Genomic DNA, 26272 nt, shown 5'->3' with positions numbered 1-26272 from the left:
CTGCCCGACGGTCACCGGCTCGCCCGCCGCCAGCGCATCGCGCTTGCCGAACTGGCGGACGAACCGTGGGTCATGTTCGCCGCGCACCACGGGCCCGGCGTGCATGCGCTGATCGCGACGGCATGCGCACAGGCCGGCTTCGCGCCGCGCGTCGTCCAGCAGCCGCGCCAGATGCAGACGACGGCCGGGCTCGTCGCGGGCGGCATCGGCGTCGCGCTGATGCCGCGCCTGTTCGTGCCGATGCAGCCGCAAGGCATTACGTTCTGCGAACTGAAGGATGCGGGCAGCCCGCTCGCGTACGAGCTGGCGATCGCGTACCGGACGCCCTCGCCGCTCATCGATGCGCTGCGCGAGACCGCACGAAGCGCGGTGCGCGAACTGGGGCTGGTGCTGGCGACGTGACCGCGCGGGTCACGCGCGCCGTGCTCAGCCGCCGACGATGTTGAACGCGACGTCGACCACGGCCTTCCGGAACGCGTCCTGCTGCGTGGGCAGCGACGTGTACTCCAGCATCATGTGGCTGTACGACACCGTCGTGCCGATCGCACTCGCAAACATGAAGAACAGCACGGTCGGATCGACCGGACGGATCACGCCGGCCTCGACGCCGTCCGACAACAGCGGAACCAGCACGTCGTAATACGGGCGCACGATCCGCTCCTGCAGCCGGTCGAGCCGCCCGCCCACTTCGGTCGCCGCCGTCGAGAAGAACATGCCCATGTCGGGCTCGTCGAACTCGTGCTCGACACACCGTTCGATCGCGCGCAGCACGCGGTCGCGAGGCGACAGCGGCGACGTGCGCAACGCGCGCAGCGCGTCGAACATCGGCTCGGCCAGCTCGGCGATTTGCTCGACGACCGCCAGCCACAACGTTTCCTTCGTACCGAAATGGTGCGCGATCAGCGCCGCATCGACCCCCAGCTCGCGCGCGACTTCGCGCACGCTCGTTGCATCGTAGCCACGCTTCGCGAACGTGCGACGCGCGGCCCGCAATATCACGTCCGGCCCCACGGACGCCCCGGCCAGCGGCCGCCCTCGCATACGCCGCTTGGCCGGCGCGCGCTCAGTGACTTCAGCCACGTCTTCCTGCTCTCCTTGAATGATTCGAATACCCCTGTTCCGGCCCCGCTTTAGCGGCGCCGAAAACCGGGTGACCTGCCCCGCTCCGTTGACACGCGAAGCCGGGAAGCGCTAGGATCATACCTTATTCATCACTTGATGATTTATCCATGACAACCCCTACACGCATCGTTATCGTCGGTGGCGGCATCGCCGGACTGCAGCTCGCCACCCGCCTGGGCGAGCGGCTCGGCCGGTCCGGGCGCGCGCAGGTCACCATCGTCGACCGCAGCCCGACCCACATCTGGAAGCCGATGCTGCACACGATCGCCGCCGGCACGCGCGACGTGCAGCAGCAGCAGGTGATCTTCCTCGCCCATGCCCGTGACCACGGCTACTCGTACCAGCCCGGCGAGCTGACGGGGCTCGATCGCGCACGCCGTCGCGTGCAGCTCGGCGAGATCCGCTCGCAGGACGGCGAACTCGTGCTCGAGGCACGCGAACTCGAATACGACGTGCTGATCCTCGCGCTCGGCAGCCAGGCCAACGATTTCGGCGTGCCGGGCGTGCGCGAGCACTGCTATTTCATCGACAGCCAGAAGCAGGCCGAGACCTTCAACGAAGCATTGCGGGTGCGCGTCTTTCGCAGCATCGCGCGCGACGAGCCGTTCCGCGTCGCAATCGTCGGCGCGGGCGCGACCGGCGTGGAACTCGCGGCGGAACTGAGCCGCTTGCTGGAAGTGGCCCAGGCATATGGCGACGCGACCGTGCGCGAACGGCTGCAGCTCACGCTGCTCGAAAGCGGCCCGCGCATCCTCGCCGCGTTTCCGCCGCGGATTTCCGCGTCCGCGCAGCGGCGGCTCGAACAGATCGGCTTTCACGTGCTGACGTCGACGCGCGTCACGTCCGCCGATGCAAACGGCTTCCACTATGGCGACGGCTCGTTCGCCGAGGCGGACTTGATGGTCTGGGCCGCCGGCGTGAAGGCGCCCGATTTCATGCAGGCACTCGACGGGCTCGACACGAATCGCGCGAACCAGATCGTCGTCGGGCCGACGCTGCAGGCAACGGGCGACGAGCACGTGTTCGCGATCGGCGATTGCGCGAGCCTGTTGCCCGACGGCCACGAGCGGCCGCTGCCGCCCACCGCGCAAGTCGCAACGCAGCAGGCCGAGCATCTCGCGAAGCACCTGCCCGCGTGGCTCGACGGCAAGCCGATTCCGCCATTCGCGTTCCATGATTTCGGCGCGCTCGTGTCGATCAGCGACTACGACGCGTTCGGCACGCTCGGGCAGTTCGGGTTCTTTCGCGGCGGCTTCATCCAGGGGCGTTTCGCGCAGTTCAGCCACCTGATGCTCTACCGGCGGCACCAGCAGGCGCTGCACGGCTTCTCCAAGGCGACCCTGCTGTGGATCGCCGAACGGATCAACGGCTGCGTGCAGCCGCGCATCCGCCTGTCGTGATACCGCGCGTGGCGGTGTCGCGTAACGTTTCGAGGAAAACTGACATGAACAACCGTTTAGCGCCCTGGCTCATGACCGTTGCCGCGATCAGCAGCTTCGACATGCCGTCCGTCTCGTGGGGCGCGCCGCGGCGGCGCAGCGTCACGCGCGACCGGCTGCCGTCGTGGGACGCGACGAGCAAGCCGTCCATCAGCGTGCTCGAGCGGCCCACGGCCGACACCGTGATGATTTCATGGTGCGACGCGTGCACCGGGCACTACGGTTATCAGAAGTGGCGGCTGTTCACCACGCGCAAGCGTGGCGTGTGCGCGCTGTCGGGGCAGCCGATCAAGATCGGCGACAGTGTCTTCGCACCGCAATTGCTCGGCTCGACGCCGGGCAACGCCGCCGCGATGGTGCTGGCCGCATGCATCGACGCGGCCCGCCCCGCCGAGGCGGCCTGACCGCCCGGGATTCGACCCGGGATTCCGCTTCAGGCGGTGGTGACGCGATCCGTATCGCGAACCGCCTCGTTCATGCGTGCTTCGGCTTCCGCATCCAGCCGCGCCGCATTCGCTTCGGCTTCCGCTTCCGGCATCAGCTCGCCTTCCCATTTCGCGACCACTGCGCTGGCGATCGAGTTGCCCACTGCATTCGTGGCCGAACGGCCCATGTCGAGGAACGTATCGACGCCCAGAATCAGCAGCAGCCCGGCTTCCGGGATGTTGAACTGGTGCAGCGTGGCAGCAATCACGACGAGCGACGCGCGCGGCACGCCGGCCATGCCTTTCGACGTCAGCATCAGGATCAGCAGCATCGTGACCTGCGTGCCGAGCGACAGGTGAATGCCGTATGCCTGTGCGATGAACAGCGACGCGAACGTGCAGTACATCATCGAGCCGTCGAGGTTGAACGAATACCCCATCGGCATCACGAAGCTCGAGATCTTGCGGCGCACGCCGAAACGGTCGAGCGCATCGAGGATCTTCGGATACGCGGCTTCCGAGCTCGCGGTCGCGAACGACAGCATGAACGCTTCCTTGATGAGCACCAGCAGCTTGAACACGCGGCGGCCGAGGAACAGCAGCCCGGCAGCGACGAGCGTGCCCCACAGCAGGAACAGGCTCAGGTAGAAGTCGCCCATGAACACCGCGAACTTCAGCAGGATCGACAGGCCGTTGATCGCCACGGTCGACGCCATCGCGGCCAGCACCGCGAGCGGCGCGAGCTTCATCACGTAGCCGGTGATCTTGAGCATCACGTGCGCGAGCTGGTCGATCGCCGCGACGAGGATCTTGCCGCGTTCGCCGAGCGACGCGAGCGCCACACCGAAGAACATCGAGAACACGACGATCTGCAGGATCTCGTTGTTTGCCATCGCCTCGGCGATCGACTTCGGCACCATGTGGCCGACGAAATCCTTCAGCGTGAACTTGGACGTCGCCAGATGCGCGGACGCGCCGATATCCGGCAGCGGCAAGCCGAGGTTCTCGCCCGGACGCAGCAGGTTCGCCATCAGCAGGCCGAGCAGCAGCGAGATCAGCGACGCGGTGACGAACCAGCCGAGCGCCTTCACGAACACGCGGCCCACCGACGACGCGTCGCCCATGTGCGCGATGCCGACCACCAGCGTCGAGAACACCAGCGGGCCGATCACCATCTTGATCAGTCGCAGGAACACGTCGGACACCAGCGAGATGTAGCCGGCGATCTCCGCCGCGGACTGCTTGTCCGGCAGCTGCGTATAGATCATGTAGCCGATCAGGATGCCGGCCGCCATCGCGAGCAGGATCCAGCCTGCCGCGGACATTCGTTTGTTCATATCGGAACTCGACGCACGGGAAGAGGTTGACGGATGAAAGGCGCGCATCCCGTGCCGTGCCTGGAAGCGCGCGTGGCGCGCCGGTCGTGCCCGGTGTGTCGGGCACGGGCGCCGGCGCCGGTCAGGCTCGCGGCTATCCGCGAACTGACGTGCTGCCACCGCAACGGCATTCGCGTGAGGGCAAACGCCGGCGGCAGCGATTCAGCATGATGCGATCAGGCCAGATCAGTAACCGATTGCCGAGCCGGCCGGACGGCGCGGATCGTTGTAGCCGTAGATGAAGCCGACCCGCACGTTGCCGGATACGGACGAATCGTTCCCGGAACTCTGGCGGCTCGCCGCTTCGGTGCCCGGCAGGCCGACCATGATCAGCTCGGCGGCGCCCCACGGCGTCTGCTCGACCATCTTGTAGCCCATGTTGCGCAGGATCGCGAGCGTGTCGGGCGACAGGCCGTAGGTTTCGTAGTAGACCTCGTCGGGCAGCCACTGGTGGTGGATGCGCGGCGCGGTGACCGCGTCCTGCGGCGTCATCCCGTAGTCGATCACGTTCAGCACCGTCTGCAGCGTGATCGTGATGATGCGCGAGCCACCCGGCGAGCCGACCACCATGAACACCTTGCCGTCCTTCTTCACGATGGTCGGCGCCATCGACGACAGCGGACGCTTGCCCGGCGCGATCGAGTTGCGCGTGCCCTGCACGAGGCCGAACAGGTTCTGCGCGCCGACCTTCACGGTGAAGTCGTCCATCTCGTCGTTCAGGAAGAAGCCCGTGCCCGGCGCGATGACCACGGCGCCGAAGCGGCCGTTGACCGTGTAGGTCGTCGACACCGCGTTGCCGTCATGGTCGATGATCGAGTAATGCGTCGTCTCCGGCTTCTCGTGCACGCCGACGCCCGGCTGCACATCGACCGACGGCGTGGCCGTATCCGAATGGATGCTCTTGCGGATCTGCGCCGCGTATTCCTTGCTCGTCAGCTTCGCGACCGGGTTGTCGATGAAGTTCGGGTCGCCGAGCAGCGTGTTGCGGTCTTCGTATGCGTGGCGCATCGCTTCGGTCATGTAGTGCACCGCCGCGGCCGAATGGTAGCCAAGCTTGCGCATGTCATACCCTTCGAGGATGTTCAGCGTCTCGCACATCGTCACGCCACCCGAGCTCGGCGGCGGCGCCGACACGAACTCGTAGCCGCGATACGTGCACGTCAGCGGCGCGATGTCCTGCGCACGGTACGACGCGAAGTCGGCCGCCGTGATCAGGCCACCGCCCTTCCTGGCCGCCGCCTCGACGATCTTCGGGATCTCGCCGTGATAGAACGCGTCGGGCCCCTGCTCCGCGATGCGCTCGAGCGTGCGGGCCAGGTCCTTCTGCACCAGGCGATCGCCCGGCTGCAGCGGCGAGCCGTCCGGCCGCAGGAAGATGCGGGCCGCATCCGGGTCCTTCTTGAAGCGGTCGATCGTCGTGTCGAGGATGTCCGTATCACCACGCGTCAGCACGAAGCCGTCGCGCGCGAGCCGGATCGCCGGCTCCATCACCTGCTTGCGCGTCAGCTTGCCGTACTTGCGCTGCGCGAGATCGAGGCCGGCAACCGTGCCCGGCACGCCGACCGCGCGATAGCCGTACAGGCTGTCGTCGGGAATGACGTTGCCCTTCGCATCGAGATACATGTTCGCGGAAGCCGCAGCCGGTGCGGTTTCGCGGAAATTGATGAAGCGGTCGCGGCCGTCAGCCAAATGCACGGTCATGAAGCCGCCGCCGCCGATGTTGCCGCAGCACGGATTGGTCACCGCTTGCGCGTAGCCGACCGCCACCGCCGCGTCCACCGCGTTGCCGCCTTCCTTCAGGATGTCGACGCCGATCTGCGACGCGAAATGCTGCGACGAAACGACCATGCCGTTCTTCGCTTCGACCGCGGGGTCCGACGCGGCGAACGCGCACACGCTCATGGCCGACAACAGGGTGAGTACTACGAGCCGCCTCATGACGGGATCCTCCAGACAAATAAACCGGGCCAGGCCGGGATGCGCCGTCGCATCGTCGCGTGTCGGCGCCGCCAATCCGGCATGTAATAAACAATACATCCCGGCGAGGCCGCGATCATAGCACTCGCTTTTTTTCGCTAAAACCTAGGGTTATCACTGAATTTATTGCCACTGTGACCAAGGCCACATTTCGATGTATGTTTGTTTTATTACATAAAATGAGGCGTCGGGCGATCGCGTGATGCGTCCCTCTAATTTAGAGCCGCTGACGGCCTGCCGCGCGTCGATCGGCTAACATGCGTGGAGTCGCCGGCAGACATCCGTCTGCCGTTTGTCATTCAGATCAGAGAGCTGGAGTGCCCGATGGGGACGAGCATCAGGGCGTTGCTGTTATCCCAGATGGATAGCTTCACGCCGTCGGAACAGAAGGTCGCGCAGGCATTGCTGGACCGCTACCCGAGCCTCGGGCTCGGGCCGATTGCGAGCTTTGCCAAACAGGCTGAAGTGAGCGATCCGACCGTGTTTCGCTTCGTCGTCCGGATCGGCTTTCCGAATTACTCGTCGTTCCAGCAGGCGCTGTACGGCGAGATCGACACGGCGATGAATTCGCCGCTCGCACGGATGGATGCGTTCCACTCGTCCGCGGGCCTGCGCGACAGCCATGCGGCGATTTTCCAGCGACTGTCCGAGTCGCTGGCCACTACGATCGAAGGGCTCGATGCGGCGGCGTTCGACGCCGCGGTGGCGTTGCTGGCCAATCCGGATGTGCGTGTCTTCTGCGGCGGCGGGCGTTACACGGCGCCGCTCGCGTCGCTGTTTTCATTCACCCTCGCGTACGCGCGGCCACATGTTCAGTATGTCGAACCGAATGTGAACCTTGCGTCGGTCGCGCTGGCGGACATGGGGCCCGGCGACGTGCTCGTCATCTTCGATTTTCGCCGTTATCAGCGGGACAGCATCCGGTTCGCGCAGGCCGCGCATCGACTCGGTGCGCGCGTGTTGCTGATCACGGACGAATGGCACTCGCCTATCGGCGAGTTCGCGGAGATCGTGCTGCGCATCCGGGGGCAGCCGTTCGCGATGCTACAAACCAACGTGCCGGCGCTCGCGCTCGCCGAAGCACTCGTGATCGGCGTGACGAACCAGCTGCCGGAACTGGCGCGGCAGCGGATGGAGAAGATCGAGCATCTCAACTCTGGGGGGAGCGAGCCGGATATCAGTCAGCGGGATTTGCCCGAATGACGATAGCTCGCCATTCGGGCGCAGGCTTCAGCTCTCGACATCCTCGAGACTGAACACCTCGGTCTTGTCGTTATACGAGAACACTTCCCCGTAACGCCCCCAGTCGATCACCGCGTCGAGCGTTTCCTCGGCCGCTTCATCGGACAGGAAATCCTCCAGCTCCTGCTCGAAGCGCACGCGCGGCGCGCGATGGCCCGGGCGCTCGTTCAACACCTTCCGAATCCGCGCGGCGAGCGGCACGTGCTTCAGCAGGTGGTCCGCGAACATCAGCTTGCGCTCCTGCGTGCCGAATTCCGCGAACACGCGCGCGGGCGGCGTCAGGAACACGTCCCCTTCGCGCACGTCCGCGAAGCCGAGGTACTGCAGCACTTCGGCGATCGGGAACAGTTCGTCGACCTCGAGGTGCAGCGTGCGCGCGATTTCCGGCATGTCCGCGCGGCCGTGGTACGGCGCCATCGCGAGCGTCTCGATCAGGCCGGCCATCAGGTTGGTCGACACGCGCGGCATCCAGCTGCCGAGCTCCAGCCCCTTCTTCGTCGCCTCGTTGGTCTGGCGCGCGGTCATCTTCGCGTAGATGTCGTCGACGAGCTTGCGGAAATCGGTGTCGAGACGATTGCGCGGATGCTTGAACGGCACCTTGATCTCGGCGATCACGCGGCCCGGGTTCGACGACAGCACGAGGATCCGGTCGCACATGAACACCGCTTCCTCGATGTTGTGCGTGACGATCAGCACCGACTTGATCGGCATGCGGCCCTGCGTCCACAGGTCGAGCAGGTCGGTACGCAGCGTTTCGGCCGTCAGCACGTCGAGTGCGGAGAACGGCTCGTCCATCAGCAGGATCGTCGGATCGACGACGAGCGCACGCGCAAAGCCCACGCGCTGACGCATGCCGCCCGACAACTCGCGCGGGTACGCGTTTTCGAAGCCGTCGAGACCGATCAGGTCGATCGCGGCGAGCGCACGTTCGCGTCGCTCGCGTGCGCCGACGCCGAGCGCTTCAAGGCCGGCTTCCACGTTCTGCAGCACGGTGAGCCACGGGAACAGCGCGAAGGTCTGGAACACCATCGCGACTCCTTCGGCCGGGCCGTCCAGCGGCTTGCCGAGATAGGTCACTTCGCCGCCGGTCGGCTCGATCAGGCCGGCGATGATCCGCAGCAGCGTCGACTTGCCCGAGCCGGAGCGGCCGAGCAGCCCGACGATCTCGCCTTCGCGCAGCGACAGGTTCGCATCGTCGAGCACGAGCAGTTCGCCCTGCGACTTGTTGAAGCCGCGGTTCACGTGCTCCACGCGCAGGATTTCATCGCCGAGGCGCGGCGGCTGCAGCGGCTGGTTCGTCTTGACGGGGGCGTTGATAACGTTCGAATTTTGCATCGCGCTTACTCTCAATCGAGACGGAGCCGGGATTCCGCATAGGCGTACATCGGACGCCACAGCAGACGGTTGAACAGGGTAACGAACAGGGACATCACGGCGATGCCCAGGATGATCTTCGGGAAATCGCCGGCGGCGGTGGTCTGCGCGATGTACGCGCCGAGGCCGTGAGCAACGACCTTCGTGTCGCCCCACTGCACGAACTCGGACACGATGCTCGCGTTCCACGCGCCGCCCGATGCGGTGATCGCACCGGTCACGTAGTACGGGAAGATGCCGGGCAGGATCGCCTGCCGCCACCACTGCCAGCCGCGGATCCGGAAATTCTTCGTCGCTTCCTTGTAGTCGTTCGGATAGGACATCGCACCGGCGATCACGTTGAACAGGATGTACCACTGCGTGCCGAGCACGATCAGCGGCGACAGCCAGATGTCCGCATTCAGGTGGAAGTGAACGATCACGATCACGAACACCGGGAACAGCAGGTTCGCCGGGAACGCGGCGAGAAACTGCGCGAGCGGCTGGATCTTCTCGGCCAGCGCCGGGCGCAGCCCGATCAGCACGCCGAGCGGCACCCAGATCACCGATGCGATCGCGATCAGCACCAGCACGCGCAGCAGCGTGATGAGCCCGAGCACGAGCACGTGCCCGACTTCGCCCATCGTCACACCGGTCGCGACGAACGTGACGACGCGCCACACGACGTACACCGTCAGCAGGATCACGAACGTACCCCACACGATGTCGCCGATGCGCGACGACCTGCGCGACGACGCGCCGCGCGCACGCACGCCCTTCATCGACGGAAAGCGCAGCGGAATCCGCGCGGCCTGCGACAGCAGCCAGCCGGCCGGCACGAGCAGCTGATGGATCAGGTGCGTGCGACGCATCATGTCGAGCAGCCAGGATTGCGGCGCATCGCCCGACGCGGTGTTTTCCATCCGGAACTTGTCGGCCCACGCGACGAGCGGACGGAACAGGAACTGGTCATAGGCGAGGATCACGACCGACATCGCGACGATCACCCAGCCGACCGCGGCGAGGTTCTTGTCGGAGATCGCCTGCGCGAGATACGCCCCGATGCCCGGCAGCGTGATGGTCTGGTTGCCGACGGTGATCGCTTCCGACGCGACGACGAAGAACCAGCCGCCCGACATCGACATCATCATGTTCCAGATCAGGCCCGGCATCGAGAACGGCACTTCGAGCTTCCAGAAGCGTTGCCACGGCGTCAGGTGAAAGCCGCGCGACACTTCGCTCAGGTCGCGCGGCACCGTGCGCAGCGACTGGTAGAAGCTGAACGTCATGTTCCACGCCTGGCTCGTGAAGATCGCGAAGATCGCCGCGAGCTCCGCACCGAGCACGCGGCCCGGAAACAGCGCGAGGAAGAACGTGACGGTAAACGAGATGTAGCCGAGCACCGGCACCGACTGCAGGATGTCGAGGATCGGAATCAGCACCATGCCGGCGCGGCGGCTTTTCGCGGCGAGCGTGCCGTAGACGAGCGTGAACACGAGCGACGCAACCATCGCGGCAAGCATCCGCAGCGTGGTGCGCAACGCGTATTCGGGCAGGTTCGACGGATCGAGCGAGATCTTCTGCGTCTGCAGCACACCGATCGGCGCCATCGTCTGGTGGAAGCCGACGATCGCCATCGCGAGCAGGCAGATGATCAGCGGAAACGCGACGGCATCCCAGCGGTTGGGCAGCACGCGCCACGCCGAAGCGTTCGCGGTGCGGTTCGGATCGAAACTGATATCCATCGGTAGCGTCTTGTGTTGAATTGAAAATCGATGGGACCGGCCGCGCATCGCGCGGCCGGACGTCGCGCCCCCCGGCGCGGGTCAGAACAGTCCGTGCAGCACCCAGTACAGGCCGGCCGACAGCGCGATCGATGCGGGCAGCGTGAGCACCCACGCAAGCACGAGGTTGCGCACCGTATCCCAGCGCAGGCCCGAGCCGCTCGCCGTCATCGTGCCGGCCACGCCAGACGCCAGCACGTGCGTCGTCGATACCGGCAGCCCGTATGCGTCGGCCATCCCGATCGTCAGCATCGCGACGGCCTCGGCCGATGCGCCCTGCCCGTAGGTGAGATGCGACTTGCCGATCTTCTCGCCGACCGTCACGACGATCCGCTTCCAGCCGACCATCGTGCCGAGGCCGAGCGCGATCGCGACCGCGACCTTCACCCAGGTCGGGATGAATTTCGTCGCGCGGTCCATCTGCTTCTTGAACGCTTCGAGCGCGCTCGCGTCCTCGACCGAGAACGCCGGCGCCTTCGCCTTCTCCATCAGCCGGATCGCCTCGGACGCGACGTACATGTTGTTGCGCACGTTGTCGACGAGGTTCTGCGGCACGCTCGAGATGCCGCCGGCCTGTGCGACCTGGTCGGCGATCGTGTCGGTGAGCTTGCCCAGTGCCGGGACCGTCGCGGGCGTCAGCTTGTGCGTTCGCACGTACGCCTCGACGTCGGCGCGCGGGTCGGCCGACTGCGCGGCCGGGTCCGCATACTTGACGAGCGTCGTCGACGCGTGGCGCGCCACCGCGACGAACGTGCTCGTCTGGTCCGGCGTCACGGCCTTGTTCAGCGCGTACGCGGTCGGCATCACGCCGATCAGGATCAGCATGATCAGCCCCATGCCCTTCTGCCCGTCGTTCGACCCGTGTGCGAACGACACGCCCGTGCAGGTGAGGATCAGCAGCAGGCGGATCCAGAACGGCGGCGGCTTGTTGCCCTTCGGCTCCTGGTACAGCGCCGGCACGCGCACGAGCGCCTTCAACAGCAGCAGCACGAGCGCGGACAGCACGAAGCCGATCAGCGGCGAGAACAGCAGCGCCTTGCCGACGCCGAGCGCCTGGTTCCAGTCGACACCGCTCGTGGCCGACGGGCCGCTGACGATCTGGTTCATCAGGCCGACGCCGATGATCGAGCCGACGAGCGTGTGCGAGCTCGACGACGGCAGCCCGAAATACCAGGTCGCGAGGTTCCACGTGACGGCCGCGATCAGCAGCGAGAACACCATCGCGAAGCCCGAGCCGCTGCCCACCTGCAGGATCAGCTCGACCGGCAGCAACTGCAGGATGCCGAACGCGACGGCGCCGCTCGACACGAGCACGCCGAACAGGTTCCAGAGGCCCGACCAGACGACGGCCAGATGCGGGTCGAGCGAATGCGTGTAGATGACGGTCGCGACCGCATTCGCGGTGTCGTGGAAGCCGTTGACGAACTCGAAGCCGAGTGCGATCAGCAGCGCGACGATCAGCAGCAGGAACGGGAGGACCGAGCTTTCCTTGACGGGACTGAGGTCGGCGCTGAGATGGATGCCGACGTAGACGATGCCGCAGGCAATGATCAGAAAAAACAGCGCGAGGCTGATGGTGCGCGTGCGGTTGCTGACCGCACCGCTGGTTTCCGTTGCCGCGAGATTCGGCATGAAGGGGCTCCGGAGAGGTGACTCGGAGTGGCAGGCTATCGGTCGGTCGTGACGTAAATGTGACGTGTCACTTACAAGACATTGACAGGTCATCCTTCAAAAAACCTGCACCGCCGCGCAAGCCGCAAACACGGGTGTTCGACCTTGTAACGCACGGGAATAAATCCGCCGCTGCGCCGGTATGGCACGCGAAGGCGCCGGTTTATTCCAGGACGATCCGGCCGTCCGGTTTCGTCACACGAATGCGAGGCTCACATGTCTTCATCGACCCCCACCAACCCGTCGCGCCGCAAGGCCCTGCAGTGCATGGCCTTCGGCGGCCTCGGCACGCTGTTCACGCTGTCGGGCGGCATCCTGACGCCGTTCGACCTCGCGCTCGCGCAGACCGGCGACGCGCTCCCGGCCAACGCGGGCCGCCCGCTGTTCGTGCAGGTCAGCGACACGCACATCGGCTTCAACAAGGAGGCGAACCCCGACGTGTCGGCCACGCTGAAGCAGACGATCGACCTCGTCAACGGCATGCCGGCGATGCCCGCGCTGGCCATCCATACCGGCGACATCACGCACCTGTCCAAGCCCGAGGAGTTCGATCACGCGTCGCAGTTGCTCTCCGCGCTGCGCGTGCCGGAACTGCATACGGTGCCCGGCGAGCACGACGTCACCGACGGTTCGGGCGCCGAATATTTCGGCCGGTTCGGCAAGGCGTCGGACAACCGCGGGTATTACAGCTTCGATCACGCGGGCGTGCACTTCATCGGCCTCGTCAACGTGATGCACTTCAAGCCGAACGGGCTCGGCAGCTTCGGCGACGACCAGCTCGCGTGGCTCGCGCAGGATCTCAAGGGCCGCTCGTCGAGCACGCCGATCGTCGTGTTCTCGCACATGCCGATGTGGACCATCTACGAGCCGTGGGGCTGGGGCACCGGCGACGCGCCGCAGACGATGACGCTGCTGCGCCGCTTCGGCTCGGTCACCGTATTGAACGGGCACATCCATCAGATCGTGTCGAAGGTCGAGGGCAACGTGACGTTCCACACCGCGCGCTCCACCGCGTTCCCGCAGCCGACGGCGGGCAACGGCCCGGGCCCCGTGCCGCTCACCGTACCGCGCGACCGGCTGCCGTCGATGCTCGGCGTGACGACCGTCGAATTCGCCGGCCATCCGGTCGCGTCGTCGCTGCGCGATGCGACGCTGGCCTGACGCACCGAACCCAAAGGAGACCGACATGACCCGCTTCAAGCACGCTCGCATCCTCGCGGCCCTGATCGCGAGCGCAGCCACCACCGCCCCGCTCGCCGCGTTCGCGCAAGGCCCGGACGCCACGCTCGTGACGATCCACAACTTCATGTTTTCGCCGATGTCGACCACGATCAAGGCCGGCACGACGATCACGTGGAAGAACCTCGACGGAGAGCCGCACACGGTCGTCAACGATGCCGGCATCTTTCACTCGAGCGCACTCGACCAGAACGATACGTACTCGTTCCGCTTCGACAAGCCGGGCGTCTACAAGGTGTTCTGCGGGATTCACCCGTACATGAAGGAGACCATCACGGTCGAATGACGCGGCGCACGACACAACACGCGGACGAATGGCGGACGGCGGGCCGCCTACAATGCCCCCATCCCATTCGCCCGCGTGGCCGACGGAGCCGCTCATGCCCAGGATCGACCTCAGCGCCGTACCCGAACGCCGCGGCAGCGGCTATCCGCAACCGTTCGACGCACCGTGCGCGCAGCGCATCCGCCAGCGCGTCGGCGACGCAGGCGGGCTGCGCGATGTCGGCGTCAACCTGATGCGCGTGCCGCCGGGCGGCTGGTCGAGCCAACGCCACTGGCACTCCGGCGAAGACGAATTCGTCTACGTGCTCGAAGGTGAACTCGTGCTGATCGAGGACGGCGGCGAAACCGTGCTGCGCGCCGGCGACTGCGCGGCGTTCCCGAAAGACTCGGGCAACGGCCATCACCTGGTCAACCGGTCGGATGCGGTTGCCGTGTATCTCGAGGTCGGCTCGCGCTCGCCGGACGACGTGATCACCTGCCCGGACATCGACATGATGAGCCCGAGCCGCGACGGCCGGTTTCTGCACAAGGACGGCACGCCGTACCCGGACGCGTGACGCCGGCTGTTCATGCCGGTGGATGCGCGGCCCCAAACGGCGCGATTCGCCGCATGCAAGCGCCCTACCCCGAACGCACTTGAGGGTCGGAAGCGACTGACGAAGCACATGCAGCCGCCCGTTGCACTGCGGGCCGCCCTCCGCCGCCGATCGCCTAAACTGAATCGATCCGTTCGGATCAGACCCACCGTCACACGCAGCGAGGCCAGCCATGACCGCGAGCCAGCCGGCACGCATGGATCTCCCCGGGCAAGTGGTGCTCGTCCTCCAGGGCGGCGGCGCACTGGGCGCGTTCCAGCTCGGCGTCTTTCAGGCGATGGACGAAGCCGGTATCCGGCCCGACTGGGTGGTCGGCACGTCGATCGGCGCGATCAACGCGGCGCTGATCGCCGGCAACCCGCCGGCGTTGCGCTACGAGAAACTGTCGGCATTCTGGCGCCGTGTGACCGAACGGACCCGATTCGACACCGCGCCGCTGCTGCCCGGCTGGGACCGGACGCTGGCCGAGCTGATGATCATCGGCGGCGGCATCGCGGGATTCTTCCAGCCCAATCCGGCATCGTGGCTCGGGCCGATGGTTCGCCTCGGCGTCGATCGCGCGTCGTATTACCGGATCGCGCCGCTGCGCGACACGCTCATGTCGCTGATCGATCCCGACCTGCTGAACGCGGGCCATCCGCGCCTGACCGTCAGCGCGGTCAATGCGTGTACGGGCACGATGCGCTATTTCGATTCGCGCGACACACGGCTCGGGATCGAGCACATCATGAGTTCGGGCGCGCTGCCGCCCGCGTTCCCGGCGATACGGATCGACGGCGAACCGTACTGGGATGGCGGCGTGTATTCGAACACGCCGGTCGAGGTCGTGCTCGACGACAACCCGCGCCGCAGCTCGATCATCTTCTCCGTCCAGATGTGGAACCCGGCCGGCCCCGAACCCGAGAGCATCTGGCAGGTGTCGGAGCGGCAGAAGGACATCCAGTATGCGAGCCGCACCGACAGCCACATCGCGCGCCAGCAGCAGATCCACCGGCTGCGCCACGTGATCCGCGAACTGGCCCGGCACGTGCCGGAAGCCGAACGTGCGTCGCCGGCCGTGCGCCGGCTCGCCGCGTGGGGTTGCGAAACCACGATGCACCTGGTCAAGCTCGCGGCGCCGCGGCTCGCCGGCGACAATCAGCTGAAGGACATCGATTTCACGCCGGACGGCATCGCCGCCCGCCGGCAGGCCGGCTACGACGCCGCGCAACGGGCCATCGCGGCACGTCCGTGGGACACGCCGACGGACCCGACCGAAGGCCTGACGGTATTCGACGCCAGCGCGCCGCCCATTTCGGAAAACCCGGCATGACACGCGGCCCCGCAACCGTGCGCCGACAGCACCGGCACGATCACGCGCGATCGGCCTGAAGCCGGGCACGGCCGGCCGCATTCACCTCGACCATCGCCACGCCGTCACGCGCGGGGCGCCGCACCACGTAGCCGCGCGCGCAGGCTTCCTCCCACACCGGCAAGCGCGGGCACGACGTGCGCCACGCATCGATCACTTCGTCATAGGGCCGCCCGGCAGGCCCGATCCATTCGAGCAGGTCGAGGATCAGCGGCTCGATCGACGCCGTTTCGCGCTCGAGCACGTCCGGATTGACCACGTGGATCGGCTGCCCGGCCGCATAGGCCACGATCTGGTCGAACACATCCGAAAACTGCGTCTCGTATTCGTCCTCGGTCACGTAACCGATATGCGGCGTACACACGACATTGGGCAACCGCAGCAGCGGATGCCGCGGGTCGCGCAACGGCTCCGTCTCGTAGACGTCCACCGCCGCCATCCCGGGCCGGCCGGCCTGCAACGCCGCTTCGAGCGCGCCCGGTACGACGAGGCCTGCCCGGCTCGTGTTCACCAGCAGCGCGCCCGGCTTCATCCGGCCCAGATCCTCGGCCGTCACGATGCCGCGCGTGGCCGGCACGAGCCGCATGTGCAGCGAAAGCACGTCGCAGGTTTCGAAGAAGGTGGGCTTGTCCGGCGCCGTGTTCCACCCGTCGTCGCGCGCACGCTGCAGCGACGCTTCGCGCGCCCAGATCACTACATTCATTCCGAACGCGGCGCCATACCGGGCGACCTCCGCACCGATCCGGCCATAGCCGTAGATTCCCAGCGTGCGCCCGCGCAACGTCCGCCCGACGCCGATCTGCCAGTCGCCGGCCTGCAGCGCGCGCATCTGCTGCGGAATCCGGCGCATCGCGGCAAGCACGAGGCCCCATGTGAGCTCGGCGGCCGCATAGGAAGGCGTGCCCGCATGCTGGTTCGACGACACGATCACGCCGTGCGCTGTGCACGCGTCGATGTCGATATGCGGATAGACGCTGCGCTGGCTGATCAGCCGCAGCTTCGGCAGCCGCGCAATCAGCGGTGCGCGAATCTGCGTGCGCTCGCGGATCAGCACCAGCACTTCCGTGTCGCGCAGGCGTTCGGCCAGCGCGTCGACGTCCTGCACGTGATCGTTCCAGATCGTGACCGCGTGCCCGTCCAGCTTGCGAAAGCACGGCAGCGTGCGCAGCGTGCCGAAATAATCGTCGAGGATCGTGATGTTCATGGGGGCGCTCCTGGCAACGCCGTCATCCTGAACCGGGAGTGCTTCGCAGGGAAATGAATTTATCTTGCCGATTCCTGCATTTTTCTGATCGATCGATTTCCGCCGTGCACGCACCTCGCACGCGCACTCACTGCCCTGCCGAGCGCATGTCCGATGCCGTACCGGCAACGACCGGACACGATGGCGGCAATGCCTGCCCGAACAGCACGGCCAGCCCGCAAGCGGACGTGAACATGCCGAGACCGTCATGCCCGACGCCCGGCACTTCGACGACCTGCTGCGCGAGATCGTCAGGATGCCGCTTCTTCAGGTAGTCGAAATACGCGAGCCCGCGCGCGAGCCGGTACGGGCCCTGCGCCATGGCCGCGCACGAGCGGTCGATGAAGTGGGTGTAAGGGTTCGTGTCGGCCTGGCCGAGCAGGTACACGACATGACGCTCGACATAGCGTGTTTCGAGATCGCGCACGTCCTGCGACGCGACATAAGGCGGCGCCGACTTCAACCCGTATTTCCACTCCGTCGCGCTCGGGCAGGTTCCGCCTGCGATCGCCTGCCCATCCGGCCGCTCGTCGTCGAAATACAGGTAGCTCGACGGGTTCGCCACCACATAACGCACCGCAATGCCGGCCCGCTCCAGCGCATCGCCTTCGTGCCCGGCCACTGCATAGCGCTGCAGCAACTGCGCGCCGGCCGAATGGCCGATCACGACCACGGTCGACAACGCGGGATACAGGCTGCGGTCGGCGAAATGCGCGAGCAATGCGTCGAGCGCCGTGAACGAACTGATCGGCCCCGGCTGACGGGCCGCTTCGCCGCCCTTCCATCCTTCCTGCGTCCACGCCAGCGTTTGCACGGGCAACGAAAACGCGCGCGTGTCGGCGCGGGTCAGGAACTGAGGCGCGACGACCATCGTGCCCTTCCCGGCCGCACCGGCCTTTTCGACGACCTTGAGCCCCGATGCGTAGTACGCGTCGGCATTGCGCAGCGTGCCGTGAATCACGATGAAGACGCGTGTGACGTCGGGTGCGGCCTGGTCGAGCGGACGATCGGCGTAGACGGGCAGCACCCCGCCGCCCTGTGGCGTATCGACGGCCACGCGCTGGCCGGCGACGGCCTTGACCGGCGCCTCGAGGCGTTCGCGCTGCGTGGGGGTGGCGGCTTCGGCCGGACGCGCGCCGCCCGGCACGCCGAGCACGGCACAAGCGGCCGCGAGCGCAATGGCGGATGACAGGGTTCGGGCGGCCGGCAGCACGCGCGACGACCGGAGGCTGGCGAAGGCAACGGAAACGAGTGACATGGCGACGGATCGAGTGGCAGGTATGACTTTAACGGCGATGGTCGCAGAATCCGTCGCGCGCCGCCGGATCGTTACGGGAAACGGTTCATTCGGCCGGTTCCACATCGCATCCGGTTGCCCCGCATGGCCGGGATGGCCGCCCGCCGCCGGTGGGCCGATCGCACTGCCCTGGAAGAGGATCGTCAGGATCATCGACATCCCGACGATCGACAGGCTCGCGGCGCGTCAGCCCGACGCTCCGGACGGATCGCGCTGCATCCGTTGCACGATCGCGTCCAGCTCGCCGATATGCGCGACCACCGCCTGCTTGCCCGCGCGTGCCCATCCGTCGAACGACGTCATCCCGCTCACCGCACCGACGAACGCCACGCCGGCGCGCTCGGCCGCCTGCGCGTCCACCGCGTGGTCGCCCACGTAGATCGCCGAACCGGCCGGCAAGCCCAGCCGCGCCAGCGCCAGCACGAGCCCTTCGGGATCGGGCTTGTGACGCTGCACGTCTTCCCCGCCGATCAGCACGTCGACGAGCGACTGCATTTCATTCAGCGCAAGGATCGCCTCGATCCGGTAGCGGAACTTCGACGACACGATCGCGACTGCGAGACCCTGCTCGCGCAGACGCGTGAGCAGTGACGGCACCTCGGGATAGATGCGCGTGCCGTGCACCATGATCTCGTCGGCACGGGCCACGAAGTGACGCGCAAACGCATCGGCCCGCGCCGGCTCGGTTTCGCCCGTCAACGAGCGGAACATCTCGTGCAGCGGCAGCCCGATCACGGCACCGATCTGCGCCGGCGTCGCGCCGGCGGCATCCAGCTGATGCAACGCGTATTCCGTGCACTCGACGATCGCGGCGGACGAATCCGCCAGCGTCAGGTCGAAATCGAAGATGACAGCCCGAACCGACATGAAAGGACTCCGCAATCAAAAGAGGCTCGCGCACGATGCGCGAACCGGCATGGCATTACGATGCGCACCCGCGTTCTGATCGTGTCGATCGCTCAGCGTTCCTGACCGGATTGCTCGCGATCGGCCGCGTCGAACCCGTCCGGGTCGCGCTTCGCCCATTGTTTTGCCCACCCCAGCAACGGCTGCAGCGACGCCTCGAGCCGCCGGCCTTCGGCGGTCATGCAGTAGCCGCCCTCGCCATGCTCGACGAGGCCCGACGCCTTGAGCTCGGCCAGCCGCGTGTTGAGCAGGCGCGCATTCGTTTCGCAGGCTTCCTGCAGTGCGCGGAATGTGAGCGGCTCGCCGTGCAGCTCCCACAGGATGCGCAGCGTGGTGCGCCGCCCGAGCAGATCCAGCACGACCATGATGGGTCGTCCCGTCTTCGATCCGCGAACGCGTTGTCCGATTTTTGGCGTGGTCATGCTGTACTTTTTAAAGCATCCATCGCGTGACGTCAACGAATCGATGCGATGTCGTGAGCATGCCGCATCGCAGCGTCGAGGGGATTTTCATCCCTCTTGCTTTACTTTTTAAAGCACGCCACCTACGCTACCGACTCCGCCATCGGCGATTGCGAGCAGTCGCACGCACCCGCCATGAGCACGAGCACGAAGGAGTTCACATGACTCAGCGTATCGCATGCGCAGTGCCGCCGTTCGCCCCCGACATCGCCGCGTCGCTCGACCGGATCATGCGCGGCCGCCCGCCGTTGCGCCTCTTCACCACGCTGGCGCGCGACGCACGCCTGTTCACGAAGTTCTTCGCCGCCGGCCTGCTGGACAAAGGCCACCTCGACATCCGGCAACGCGAGATCGTCATCGACCGCACGACCGCGCTGTGCCGGTCCGAATATGAATGGGGCGTGCACATCTCCGTGTTTTCGACGGCCGCGGGATTGAACAGCGAACAGATTCGCTCGCTGGCCCGCGGCTCGGCCGACGATGCATGCTGGAGCAATGAGGACCGGTTGCTGATCCGGCTGTGCGACACACTGCATCGGCAGTGCGACATCGACGACGACCTGTGGCAGGCATTGCGCCCGCATTTCAGCGACGAGGCGCTGCTCGAACTGCTGATGCTCGCGGGCTTCTACCGGACCGTCAGCTACCTCGCGAACGGGCTGCGCCTGCCGCCGGAACCGGGCGCCGCGCGATTCCCGTCATGAACCGCGCCCCGGCTGCGCGGCGGCAATTCATGCGTCACGATTCGCCGCGCCGCGCGCGCGTCTTCTCGAGCCGCCAGTGCATGACCTCGTCCGCGCCGGGCCCGGCCTCCACGCGCAGGTCCGGCAGGTCGATCGGGCTGCCCGTCTCGGCATCGACCACCGCCAGCCGCACCGCATGCCCCGAGCGCGCCTCCATGAAACGCAGCGGCGGCGCCTTCGATTCCGCCTGCCCCCACGCATCGCCGACCTGCGCGAGCGCCATCAGCACGATGCCGATGTCGCGGCCGCGCGGCGTCAGATGGTATTCGTACCGGTCGGGGCGCGACTGATACAACCGGCGCTCGATCAGCCCCCTGCCTTCGAGCGCCTTCAGCCGGTCCGACAGCGTCGCATGGGTCACGCCCGTGGACTGGCGCAGATCGTCGTAACGCGCCAGACCGAGCGCCAGATCGCGCACGATCAGCGTGCTCCATCGATCGCCGAGCGCGTCGAGCACGCTGGCGATCGAACAGGTCATGCCGTCAAAACTCTTGGATTTCATCGCGAATCACCTTTCCTGACTTCGACGCGCAGCCCATGTCGGCGCGCGCGGCGGTAATCGTATCGCATCCGGCAACGCTTGACGGCGCGTCGCCCGCCACTTACTCTGATAATAAGAGTTACGAGAAACCTTGTCAGTCCAATCCGTGGAGGCTTGAACATGCAGCAAGAAGATCGAGGCGTGATCGTCGTCACCGGCGCGTCATCGGGTATCGGCGCCGTCTATGCGGACCGTCTCGCCGCTCGCGGCTACGACCTGATCCTGGTTGCGCGCCGACGCGACCGACTCGCGGCACTCGCCGACCGGCTCCGGTCCGCATATGGCTGCAATGCGAAGGCTGTCGCCGCCGACCTGTCGAGCCACGACGGCGTCGCGCAGGTAGAGGCGCTGATCGACGGCACCGTCGAGTTCGCCGGCATCGTCAACGCCGCCGGCGTCGGTGCACTGGGCCTGTCGGCATCGGTCGACCCGGCCGCCGTCGACGCGATGATCCGGGTCAACGTACTCGCGCTGACCCGGCTCTCGCTCGCGGCCGCGCGCCGCTGCAGTGCAGCCGGACGCGGCACGATCGTGAACATCGGGTCGATCGTCACGCTGATGCCCGTACCCGGCGCGGGCGGATACAGCGGCTCGAAAGCGTACGTGCTCAATTTCACGCGTTCGCTGCACGCCGAGCTCGCGCCGCGCGGCATCGCGGTTCAGGCCGTCATGCCGGGGCCGGTGCGTACGGAGTTTTTCGGCAACGCAGCCGCGCCGTTCCCGGATTCGCTGTTCATGTCGCCTGAAACCCTCGTCGACACCGCGCTGCACGCACTGGATCACGAGGAATCCGTGTGCTTTCCGACGCTCCACGATCTCGGCGCCTGGCAACAGTTCGACGGCGCGCGCAGCCACCTCCTTCACGCCGTCACGCGGGATGGCCAGCCCGCCGCGCGCTACAGCGCAATCTGAGGCCACACCTGCTCTCTTTCACGAACCGGGGAACACACATGCCACTCTGGAACATCTACCATCCCGAACACGCCTATACCGACACCGACAAGCTGGAGATCGCCGAGCGCATCGTCGGCTTCTACGACGGGTTTCTGCCGCGCTTTTACGTGAACGTGCTGTTCCAGCCGCTGCCGAGCGCATCGTTCCTGATCGGCGGCAAGCCGACCGACGACTTCGTGCGGATCCGGGTCGACCACATTGCGCGGCAGATCGAAGACCCCGCCGAGCAGGCGCGGTTCATGCAGCATGTCGGCCAGCGTCTCGCACCGTTCATCGGCGAGCGCGGCCTGCGCTGGGAAATCCATATCGGCGAAACGCCGTTCGGGCTGTGGACGATCGAGGGGCTGCGCCCGCCGCGGCCCGGCACGCCGGCCGATCTCAAGTGGCGCACGGAAAACCGGCCGTCGCCGTACTGAGCAACGGCGCCTCCCGGTGCCCGCAGCCTGACCCGGAAGCCCCCGGAGGCATCCCCGCGATTCGCGAATGGAGGCACTGCCATGATCACCGAAATCGTCTTCTTCAAGCTGCAGCCCGACGTCGACCTGCCCACGCTGCGGGCGCGCTATGAGGCGACTGCCGCGAAGTGGGCCGTGAACCCGGACCTGCTGCACAAGTGGTACTTCTACGACGCGGCAACGCACGAAGGCGGCGGCGTGTACGTGTGGCGCACGCGCGAAGCCGCCGCGCGTTGGCACGGCGACGAATACAAGGCGATGGTCGAGCGCGTGTACGGCTTTCCGCCCGTGATACGCGTGCTCGATACGGTCGCGCATGTCGATGCGACGCAGGGGCGGTACGAGATCGTGGGGAAGGCTCAGCCGGATTGAGGTGCCCCCCTGTCGAGTCGACCTGCAAAAGCGCGTCGAACCTTGTCACGCCGGTTCACCCGGCCGGGCTCCGGAAGGCAGGAAAGTCGACGACTTCCAGTCTCCCGGGCCCGGTCCGGACAAACGATCGATCCGACCGTCGGGTCTTTCATGCAGGACGCCGCCCTAGGCAGGAACTTCACGCGTCGCGCAATGCACGCCCCCGCCCCCTGACGCAATGCCGAGAATATCCACCTGAACGATATCCCGCGATCCCGCATACGGCTGGATCGCCGTCAGCGCGGCGGCATCGGCCGATGCGTCGTTGAACTTCGGCATGATGATCGCGCCATTGCATTTGTAGAAATTGATGTAGCCGGCCGCGAAGTTGGTTAGCTGCTTCTCGTTCAACGTCACGCCGTTCGAGGTTCCATAGTTGGCCGGCGTGGTCAGCTCGATCAACTGAAGCGTCCTTCCGCTTGCGTCCGTTTGATTGTTCAGGTGCTGCCAGTTGGCCTCGCTGAGCGCCCGCTCTCCCATCGAATTCGACGCGTCATAGCAGTACGCGACGACGCCGGGCGAAAGGAACTTCGCGTAGAAATCGACGTGCCCGTTCGTGATGTCGGTCTCGTTTGCCGGCGTGGACGCGCCACCTTGCCCGCCGGCTCCGCAGCCTTGCGGATAGATCGCCGTGCCGGGAATCCAGATGATCTTCTGCACGCCGAGCGTACGCTGCAGTTCCGCGAGCACCGTGTCCCGGGCAGTCGGCAGCAGGGTCGCGTTGCCAACGACCCCATCCGGCATATCGAACAGCTGCGGATTGCGGCTGACGTGCAGCACGGCGGATTCGGTCAGGATCGCCGTCGCTTCCCCGTCGAATTCAATCGCCCCGCCCTCCAGCGTCAACGTACTTTGGATCAGCGTCGCGTTGTTTGCCTGCGCCATCCATCCGGCCAGCGTGCGATCGCTGCCGAACGGCTGGAAGAATTTGCCCGCCTTGGACCGGTTGCTGCCCGCCGCAACGTCAGGCGGCACCGTCATACCCGCATTGAGGTTCACGCCGTCCGTGTTCGCATTCCCCCAGCCGTTGAAGTTGAAGTTCACCGCGCACAACGCATTGCCATTGGCCGTATCCTTCACGAAGACACAGCCGGTATCGCGCGTCCACAGATCATCGAAGCCATTGACCAGCGCGATCAGGTTGACGCCACCCACGCCTGCTCCGCGTGCCAGATAGTTTGCGTGGATCGCCGGGTTCGCGCCGCTTGCCGTCGCCAGCAACGCCTGAGCGGCGCCCAGGTCGACCGGCAACACCAGCAGGTTGACCGGCTCGTAGGTGCCGATCGCCTTCGCGACGTCCATCAGATCGGCGCGAACCCGGTCGATGCCCGCATCCGTGCTCTGCGCGGTGAGCGGCGTCCAGATGCCTTCCGAACCCGACGCAAATGCCATGTACGTCGCCGTGTGCGGCGCATCCTCGCCCGGCAGCAGATATGCCGACGGATTGACCGCCTGACGCGTGGACGCGCGAATCGCCGCGGGATTCGCCGGCGCGTCCTCGCCGCCACATCCCGCCAGCGCACCTACCCACGACGCGCCGAGCAGCACCGCCGATCCCTTGATAAAACCGCGGCGGGTGAGCGGCGCGCGCCCGGTTTCCACACACGACAGCCTGGTACGTTTGTCTTTCATCGCATCTCCATGAGCTATGAGCCAACTGGGTGGGTCCGGCCGACGGGAATCCCCGTCGGCCGGCACGGCAGCGCGTCACGCGGCGCTAGAACGAGTAGATGAACTGCGTCGCGAGCAGGTCGTTGCTTTTGCTGTACGAGCCGTCGTTTCGCAGGAACACCTTGTTGTTGGCCCAGTCGTGTCGGTACTCGACCTTCACCGTGATCTGGGCGGTCGGGAAAAACAGCAGATCGAGCGCGACGTCCTGACGGTTCGAACCCTTGCACTGAAGGCCCATTCCACCGCTCGCCTGCGAATTGGCGAAACAGTCTGCGCCGATACCGAAGCCGTTGTACGGGTCGCGTCCCTGGCCATTCAGCGCGACACCGCCGCCACCGCCGCCGTTCTTGCTGTCGGCGAGGAAGTCGTAGCGGAGCGTCATGCCCATCCTGCCGACACCCGGCAAGCTGAACTTCCGATGCGCGAGCAACGACACGCCATACCATTGCGCCTGTCCGCCATTGAACGCGGCGTTCTGCTGCTGGCCGTAGTCGATTTCTGCGTTGTACTGAACGTCTGCAAGCTGATAAGTCAGATCGGCTTCCGAGAAGAAGAATGCGCCAAAGCCGCTCGGCGCCTGACCGCCAATGCCATAGCTCACGGCACCGGTTGCGGGGTTGACGGCACTCGGCAACGTCTGCCGGCCGATGTTGAACGACGCGCCGATATCGAGCGCACTGGACCACGCATAGTCGGCGCGTGCCGTGAATGACGGTATCTTGTTGCTGGTCGTGACCGGGTCGCCCAGCGCATTGGTTCCCGTTTGCGTAATGGCGCCATTGGTCCGGTACTGCTCGTTGCCCAGCAGGAACTTCCACGTCCAGCTGCCCTTCGTATAGTTCGCACCGAGGCCGACATAGCTGCCGGGATCGGAGAAGTCGTACAGCAGGTTGTGGGTCAGCGTGAGCATCTGATTCGACTGCTGCACTTCGTAGCCGCCGAAGCTGGACATCAGGCCCGCGACGAATGTCGTCGTGCCCGTGAGCGGAACACTGACGACTGCCGTATTCAGGATGTTGTTGCCGATCTGACCGCGCTCGTTCTGCATCAGCGTGATGCCGTTGCCTCGATTGGGCATCAGCGTGATTTCAGCGGATGGCGCCATCGGGCCGACACCGAAGGTCTTCTTGATGTCCAGGTACAGATCGCCGAACGTGCTGTTGAAGTAACCACCGGTATTCTCGTGATTCGCGAACAGGAATGACGAGCTGCCCTGCGCACGGTTGTACACGTAGGTCGGATCGATGTAGCCCGTCACCGAGAGACCGGCAATCGGCCCGGTATTCGCCGCGTCCTCGAGCGTGTTCACCTTCAGCTGCTGAACGGCAAGCTGTTGCTTCATGGCCGTGACGTCGTCGTTGGTGAGCGTCGCCTGCGCCTTGCCATAGCCGGGCGATGACGGATCGATCGGTGCAGGTGCAAGCTCGGCGGCTGCCGGCCGGTCCGGCGCGTGCGCCCGCAGTCCTGCCATCTCTTTCTGCAATACGTCGAGTTGCGCCTGCAATGCCCGGATCTGGTCCGACAAGGTGTCTGCTGCCGCGACGCCGGGCAGGCAGCCCGCCACCAGCAGACCAATCAGTTTTCTTCTCATACAGCGTCTCCGTGTTTTTTATCGTGGTTCATGCCGTCTGGGCCGGGCTGCCGCAAACCGGTCGTTTCGCGGGCGCGAGCACGAACGTCCCCGTGCGAGGCGCACAGGGCGGCTCACAAACTGGGTGGTGTTCGAGGAA

General features: G+C 66.1%; 24 protein-coding genes and 1 pseudogene. 12 read left to right on the top strand and 13 right to left on the bottom strand.

Features of this window, described 5'->3' with window-relative positions; translation table 11 throughout:
• The coding region (locus tag G3N99_RS03285; protein WP_206121643.1) for a LysR family substrate-binding domain-containing protein at positions 1-402 on the top strand (402 nt) is incomplete at its 5' end.
• 24 nt (positions 403-426) lie between these two features.
• Here the strand turns inward: G3N99_RS03285 and G3N99_RS03280 are convergent.
• Positions 427-1080, bottom strand: a complete 654-nt coding sequence (locus G3N99_RS03280) for a TetR/AcrR family transcriptional regulator (RefSeq protein ID WP_174937217.1) — start codon at positions 1078-1080, stop codon at positions 427-429.
• Between the two features lie 149 nt (positions 1081-1229).
• On the opposite strand from G3N99_RS03280, the gene G3N99_RS03275 reads away from it, so the two are divergent.
• Both G3N99_RS03275 and G3N99_RS03270 read left to right on the top strand, forming a co-directional pair.
• Positions 1230-2522 (top strand): NAD(P)/FAD-dependent oxidoreductase, encoded by a 1293-nt coding sequence (locus tag G3N99_RS03275; protein WP_174937215.1) that lies wholly within the window; start codon positions 1230-1232, stop codon positions 2520-2522.
• 44 nt (positions 2523-2566) lie between these two features.
• The gene (locus G3N99_RS03270) at positions 2567-2965 is read left to right on the top strand and encodes a DUF3331 domain-containing protein (protein ID WP_206121642.1); all 399 of its coding nucleotides are present in this window, start codon (positions 2567-2569) and stop codon (positions 2963-2965) included.
• Between the two features lie 29 nt (positions 2966-2994).
• Here the strand turns inward: G3N99_RS03270 and G3N99_RS03265 are convergent, their stop codons facing one another.
• Entirely contained in the window at positions 2995-4323 is a 1329-nt protein-coding gene (locus G3N99_RS03265; protein ID WP_174937211.1) for a dicarboxylate/amino acid:cation symporter, read from the bottom strand.
• A gap of 225 nt (positions 4324-4548) precedes the next feature.
• The gene (gene ggt / locus G3N99_RS03260) at positions 4549-6300 is read right to left on the bottom strand and encodes a gamma-glutamyltransferase (protein ID WP_174937209.1); all 1752 of its coding nucleotides are present in this window, start codon (positions 6298-6300) and stop codon (positions 4549-4551) included.
• Between the two features lie 363 nt (positions 6301-6663).
• Between ggt and G3N99_RS03255 the strand changes: the two genes are divergently transcribed.
• On the top strand, positions 6664-7542 hold the full coding sequence (locus tag G3N99_RS03255; RefSeq protein WP_206121641.1) for a MurR/RpiR family transcriptional regulator: 879 nt from the start codon (positions 6664-6666) through the stop codon (positions 7540-7542).
• A gap of 27 nt (positions 7543-7569) precedes the next feature.
• Here the strand turns inward: G3N99_RS03255 and G3N99_RS03250 are convergent, their stop codons facing one another.
• The 3 genes from G3N99_RS03250 to G3N99_RS03240 form a co-directional block, all read right to left on the bottom strand.
• Complete coding sequence (locus tag G3N99_RS03250; protein ID WP_174945815.1) at positions 7570-8916, bottom strand: nitrate/sulfonate/bicarbonate ABC transporter ATP-binding protein; 1347 nt, start codon at positions 8914-8916, stop codon at positions 7570-7572.
• Between the two features lie 11 nt (positions 8917-8927).
• The gene (locus G3N99_RS03245) at positions 8928-10679 is read right to left on the bottom strand and encodes an ABC transporter permease subunit (RefSeq protein WP_174937205.1); all 1752 of its coding nucleotides are present in this window, start codon (positions 10677-10679) and stop codon (positions 8928-8930) included.
• 81 nt (positions 10680-10760) lie between these two features.
• Entirely contained in the window at positions 10761-12350 is a 1590-nt protein-coding gene (locus G3N99_RS03240) for an inorganic phosphate transporter (protein ID WP_174945817.1), read from the bottom strand.
• Between the two features lie 255 nt (positions 12351-12605).
• Here G3N99_RS03240 and G3N99_RS03235 point away from each other — a divergent pair, with 255 nt between their 5' ends.
• The 4 genes from G3N99_RS03235 (at position 12606) to G3N99_RS03220 (ending at position 15821) form a co-directional block, all read left to right on the top strand.
• Complete coding sequence (locus tag G3N99_RS03235) at positions 12606-13550, top strand: metallophosphoesterase (RefSeq protein WP_206121640.1); 945 nt, start codon at positions 12606-12608, stop codon at positions 13548-13550.
• A 25-nt stretch (positions 13551-13575) separates the two neighbouring features.
• Complete coding sequence (locus G3N99_RS03230; RefSeq protein WP_174986218.1) at positions 13576-13914, top strand: cupredoxin domain-containing protein; 339 nt, start codon at positions 13576-13578, stop codon at positions 13912-13914.
• Between the two features lie 94 nt (positions 13915-14008).
• Positions 14009-14470: a cupin domain-containing protein gene (locus G3N99_RS03225; RefSeq protein WP_174945822.1), complete on the top strand. Its 462-nt coding sequence runs from the start codon at positions 14009-14011 to the stop codon at positions 14468-14470.
• Positions 14471-14681: 211 nt separating this feature from the next.
• Positions 14682-15821 (top strand): patatin-like phospholipase family protein, encoded by a 1140-nt coding sequence (locus G3N99_RS03220; protein ID WP_206121639.1) that lies wholly within the window; start codon positions 14682-14684, stop codon positions 15819-15821.
• A 277-nt stretch (positions 15822-16098) separates the two neighbouring features.
• On the opposite strand, the pseudogene G3N99_RS03215 reads toward G3N99_RS03220, so the two are convergent.
• From G3N99_RS03215 to G3N99_RS03200, 4 genes and pseudogenes are all read right to left on the bottom strand, one after another.
• Positions 16099-17064: pseudogene (locus G3N99_RS03215) on the bottom strand (D-2-hydroxyacid dehydrogenase family protein); the annotation flags it as partial.
• 127 nt (positions 17065-17191) lie between these two features.
• Positions 17192-18361 carry an alpha/beta fold hydrolase gene (locus G3N99_RS03210; protein WP_206121637.1) on the bottom strand — a complete coding sequence of 390 codons (1170 nt, stop codon included), beginning with the start codon at positions 18359-18361 and terminating at the stop codon, positions 17192-17194.
• A gap of 225 nt (positions 18362-18586) precedes the next feature.
• The gene (locus G3N99_RS03205) at positions 18587-19267 is read right to left on the bottom strand and encodes an HAD-IA family hydrolase (protein ID WP_206121636.1); all 681 of its coding nucleotides are present in this window, start codon (positions 19265-19267) and stop codon (positions 18587-18589) included.
• Between the two features lie 92 nt (positions 19268-19359).
• The gene (locus tag G3N99_RS03200) at positions 19360-19671 is read right to left on the bottom strand and encodes a winged helix-turn-helix transcriptional regulator (RefSeq protein ID WP_241011443.1); all 312 of its coding nucleotides are present in this window, start codon (positions 19669-19671) and stop codon (positions 19360-19362) included.
• Positions 19672-19928: 257 nt separating this feature from the next.
• On the opposite strand from G3N99_RS03200, the gene G3N99_RS03195 reads away from it, so the two are divergent.
• Entirely contained in the window at positions 19929-20471 is a 543-nt protein-coding gene (locus G3N99_RS03195) for a carboxymuconolactone decarboxylase family protein (RefSeq protein WP_206121634.1), read from the top strand.
• 34 nt (positions 20472-20505) lie between these two features.
• Here G3N99_RS03195 and G3N99_RS03190 read toward each other — a convergent pair whose 3' ends face one another.
• The gene (locus G3N99_RS03190; protein WP_174945836.1) at positions 20506-21012 is read right to left on the bottom strand and encodes a helix-turn-helix domain-containing protein; all 507 of its coding nucleotides are present in this window, start codon (positions 21010-21012) and stop codon (positions 20506-20508) included.
• A gap of 159 nt (positions 21013-21171) precedes the next feature.
• Between G3N99_RS03190 and G3N99_RS03185 the strand changes: the two genes are divergently transcribed.
• The 3 genes from G3N99_RS03185 to G3N99_RS03175 all read left to right on the top strand — a co-directional run bounded on the left by G3N99_RS03185 (position 21172) and on the right by G3N99_RS03175 (position 22832).
• Positions 21172-21963 carry an SDR family oxidoreductase gene (locus G3N99_RS03185; RefSeq protein WP_206121633.1) on the top strand — a complete coding sequence of 264 codons (792 nt, stop codon included), beginning with the start codon at positions 21172-21174 and terminating at the stop codon, positions 21961-21963.
• Positions 21964-22001: 38 nt separating this feature from the next.
• On the top strand, positions 22002-22421 hold the full coding sequence (locus tag G3N99_RS03180; protein WP_174937179.1) for a tautomerase family protein: 420 nt from the start codon (positions 22002-22004) through the stop codon (positions 22419-22421).
• Positions 22422-22502: 81 nt separating this feature from the next.
• Entirely contained in the window at positions 22503-22832 is a 330-nt protein-coding gene (locus G3N99_RS03175) for a hypothetical protein (RefSeq protein ID WP_174937177.1), read from the top strand.
• 165 nt (positions 22833-22997) lie between these two features.
• Here the strand turns inward: G3N99_RS03175 and G3N99_RS03170 are convergent, their stop codons facing one another.
• Positions 22998-24569: an agmatine deiminase family protein gene (locus G3N99_RS03170; RefSeq protein WP_346778462.1), complete on the bottom strand. Its 1572-nt coding sequence runs from the start codon at positions 24567-24569 to the stop codon at positions 22998-23000.
• A gap of 19 nt (positions 24570-24588) precedes the next feature.
• Positions 24589-26133: a DUF3138 family protein gene (locus tag G3N99_RS03165; protein WP_206121632.1), complete on the bottom strand. Its 1545-nt coding sequence runs from the start codon at positions 26131-26133 to the stop codon at positions 24589-24591.
• Positions 26134-26272 lie beyond the last annotated feature (139 nt).

Origin of the sequence: Burkholderia sp. Ac-20392, from assembly GCF_017104585.1 — a bacterium.
Classification (GTDB): domain Bacteria; phylum Pseudomonadota; class Gammaproteobacteria; order Burkholderiales; family Burkholderiaceae; genus Burkholderia; species Burkholderia lata.
This window is presented reverse-complemented; position numbering and strand designations above follow the sequence as displayed.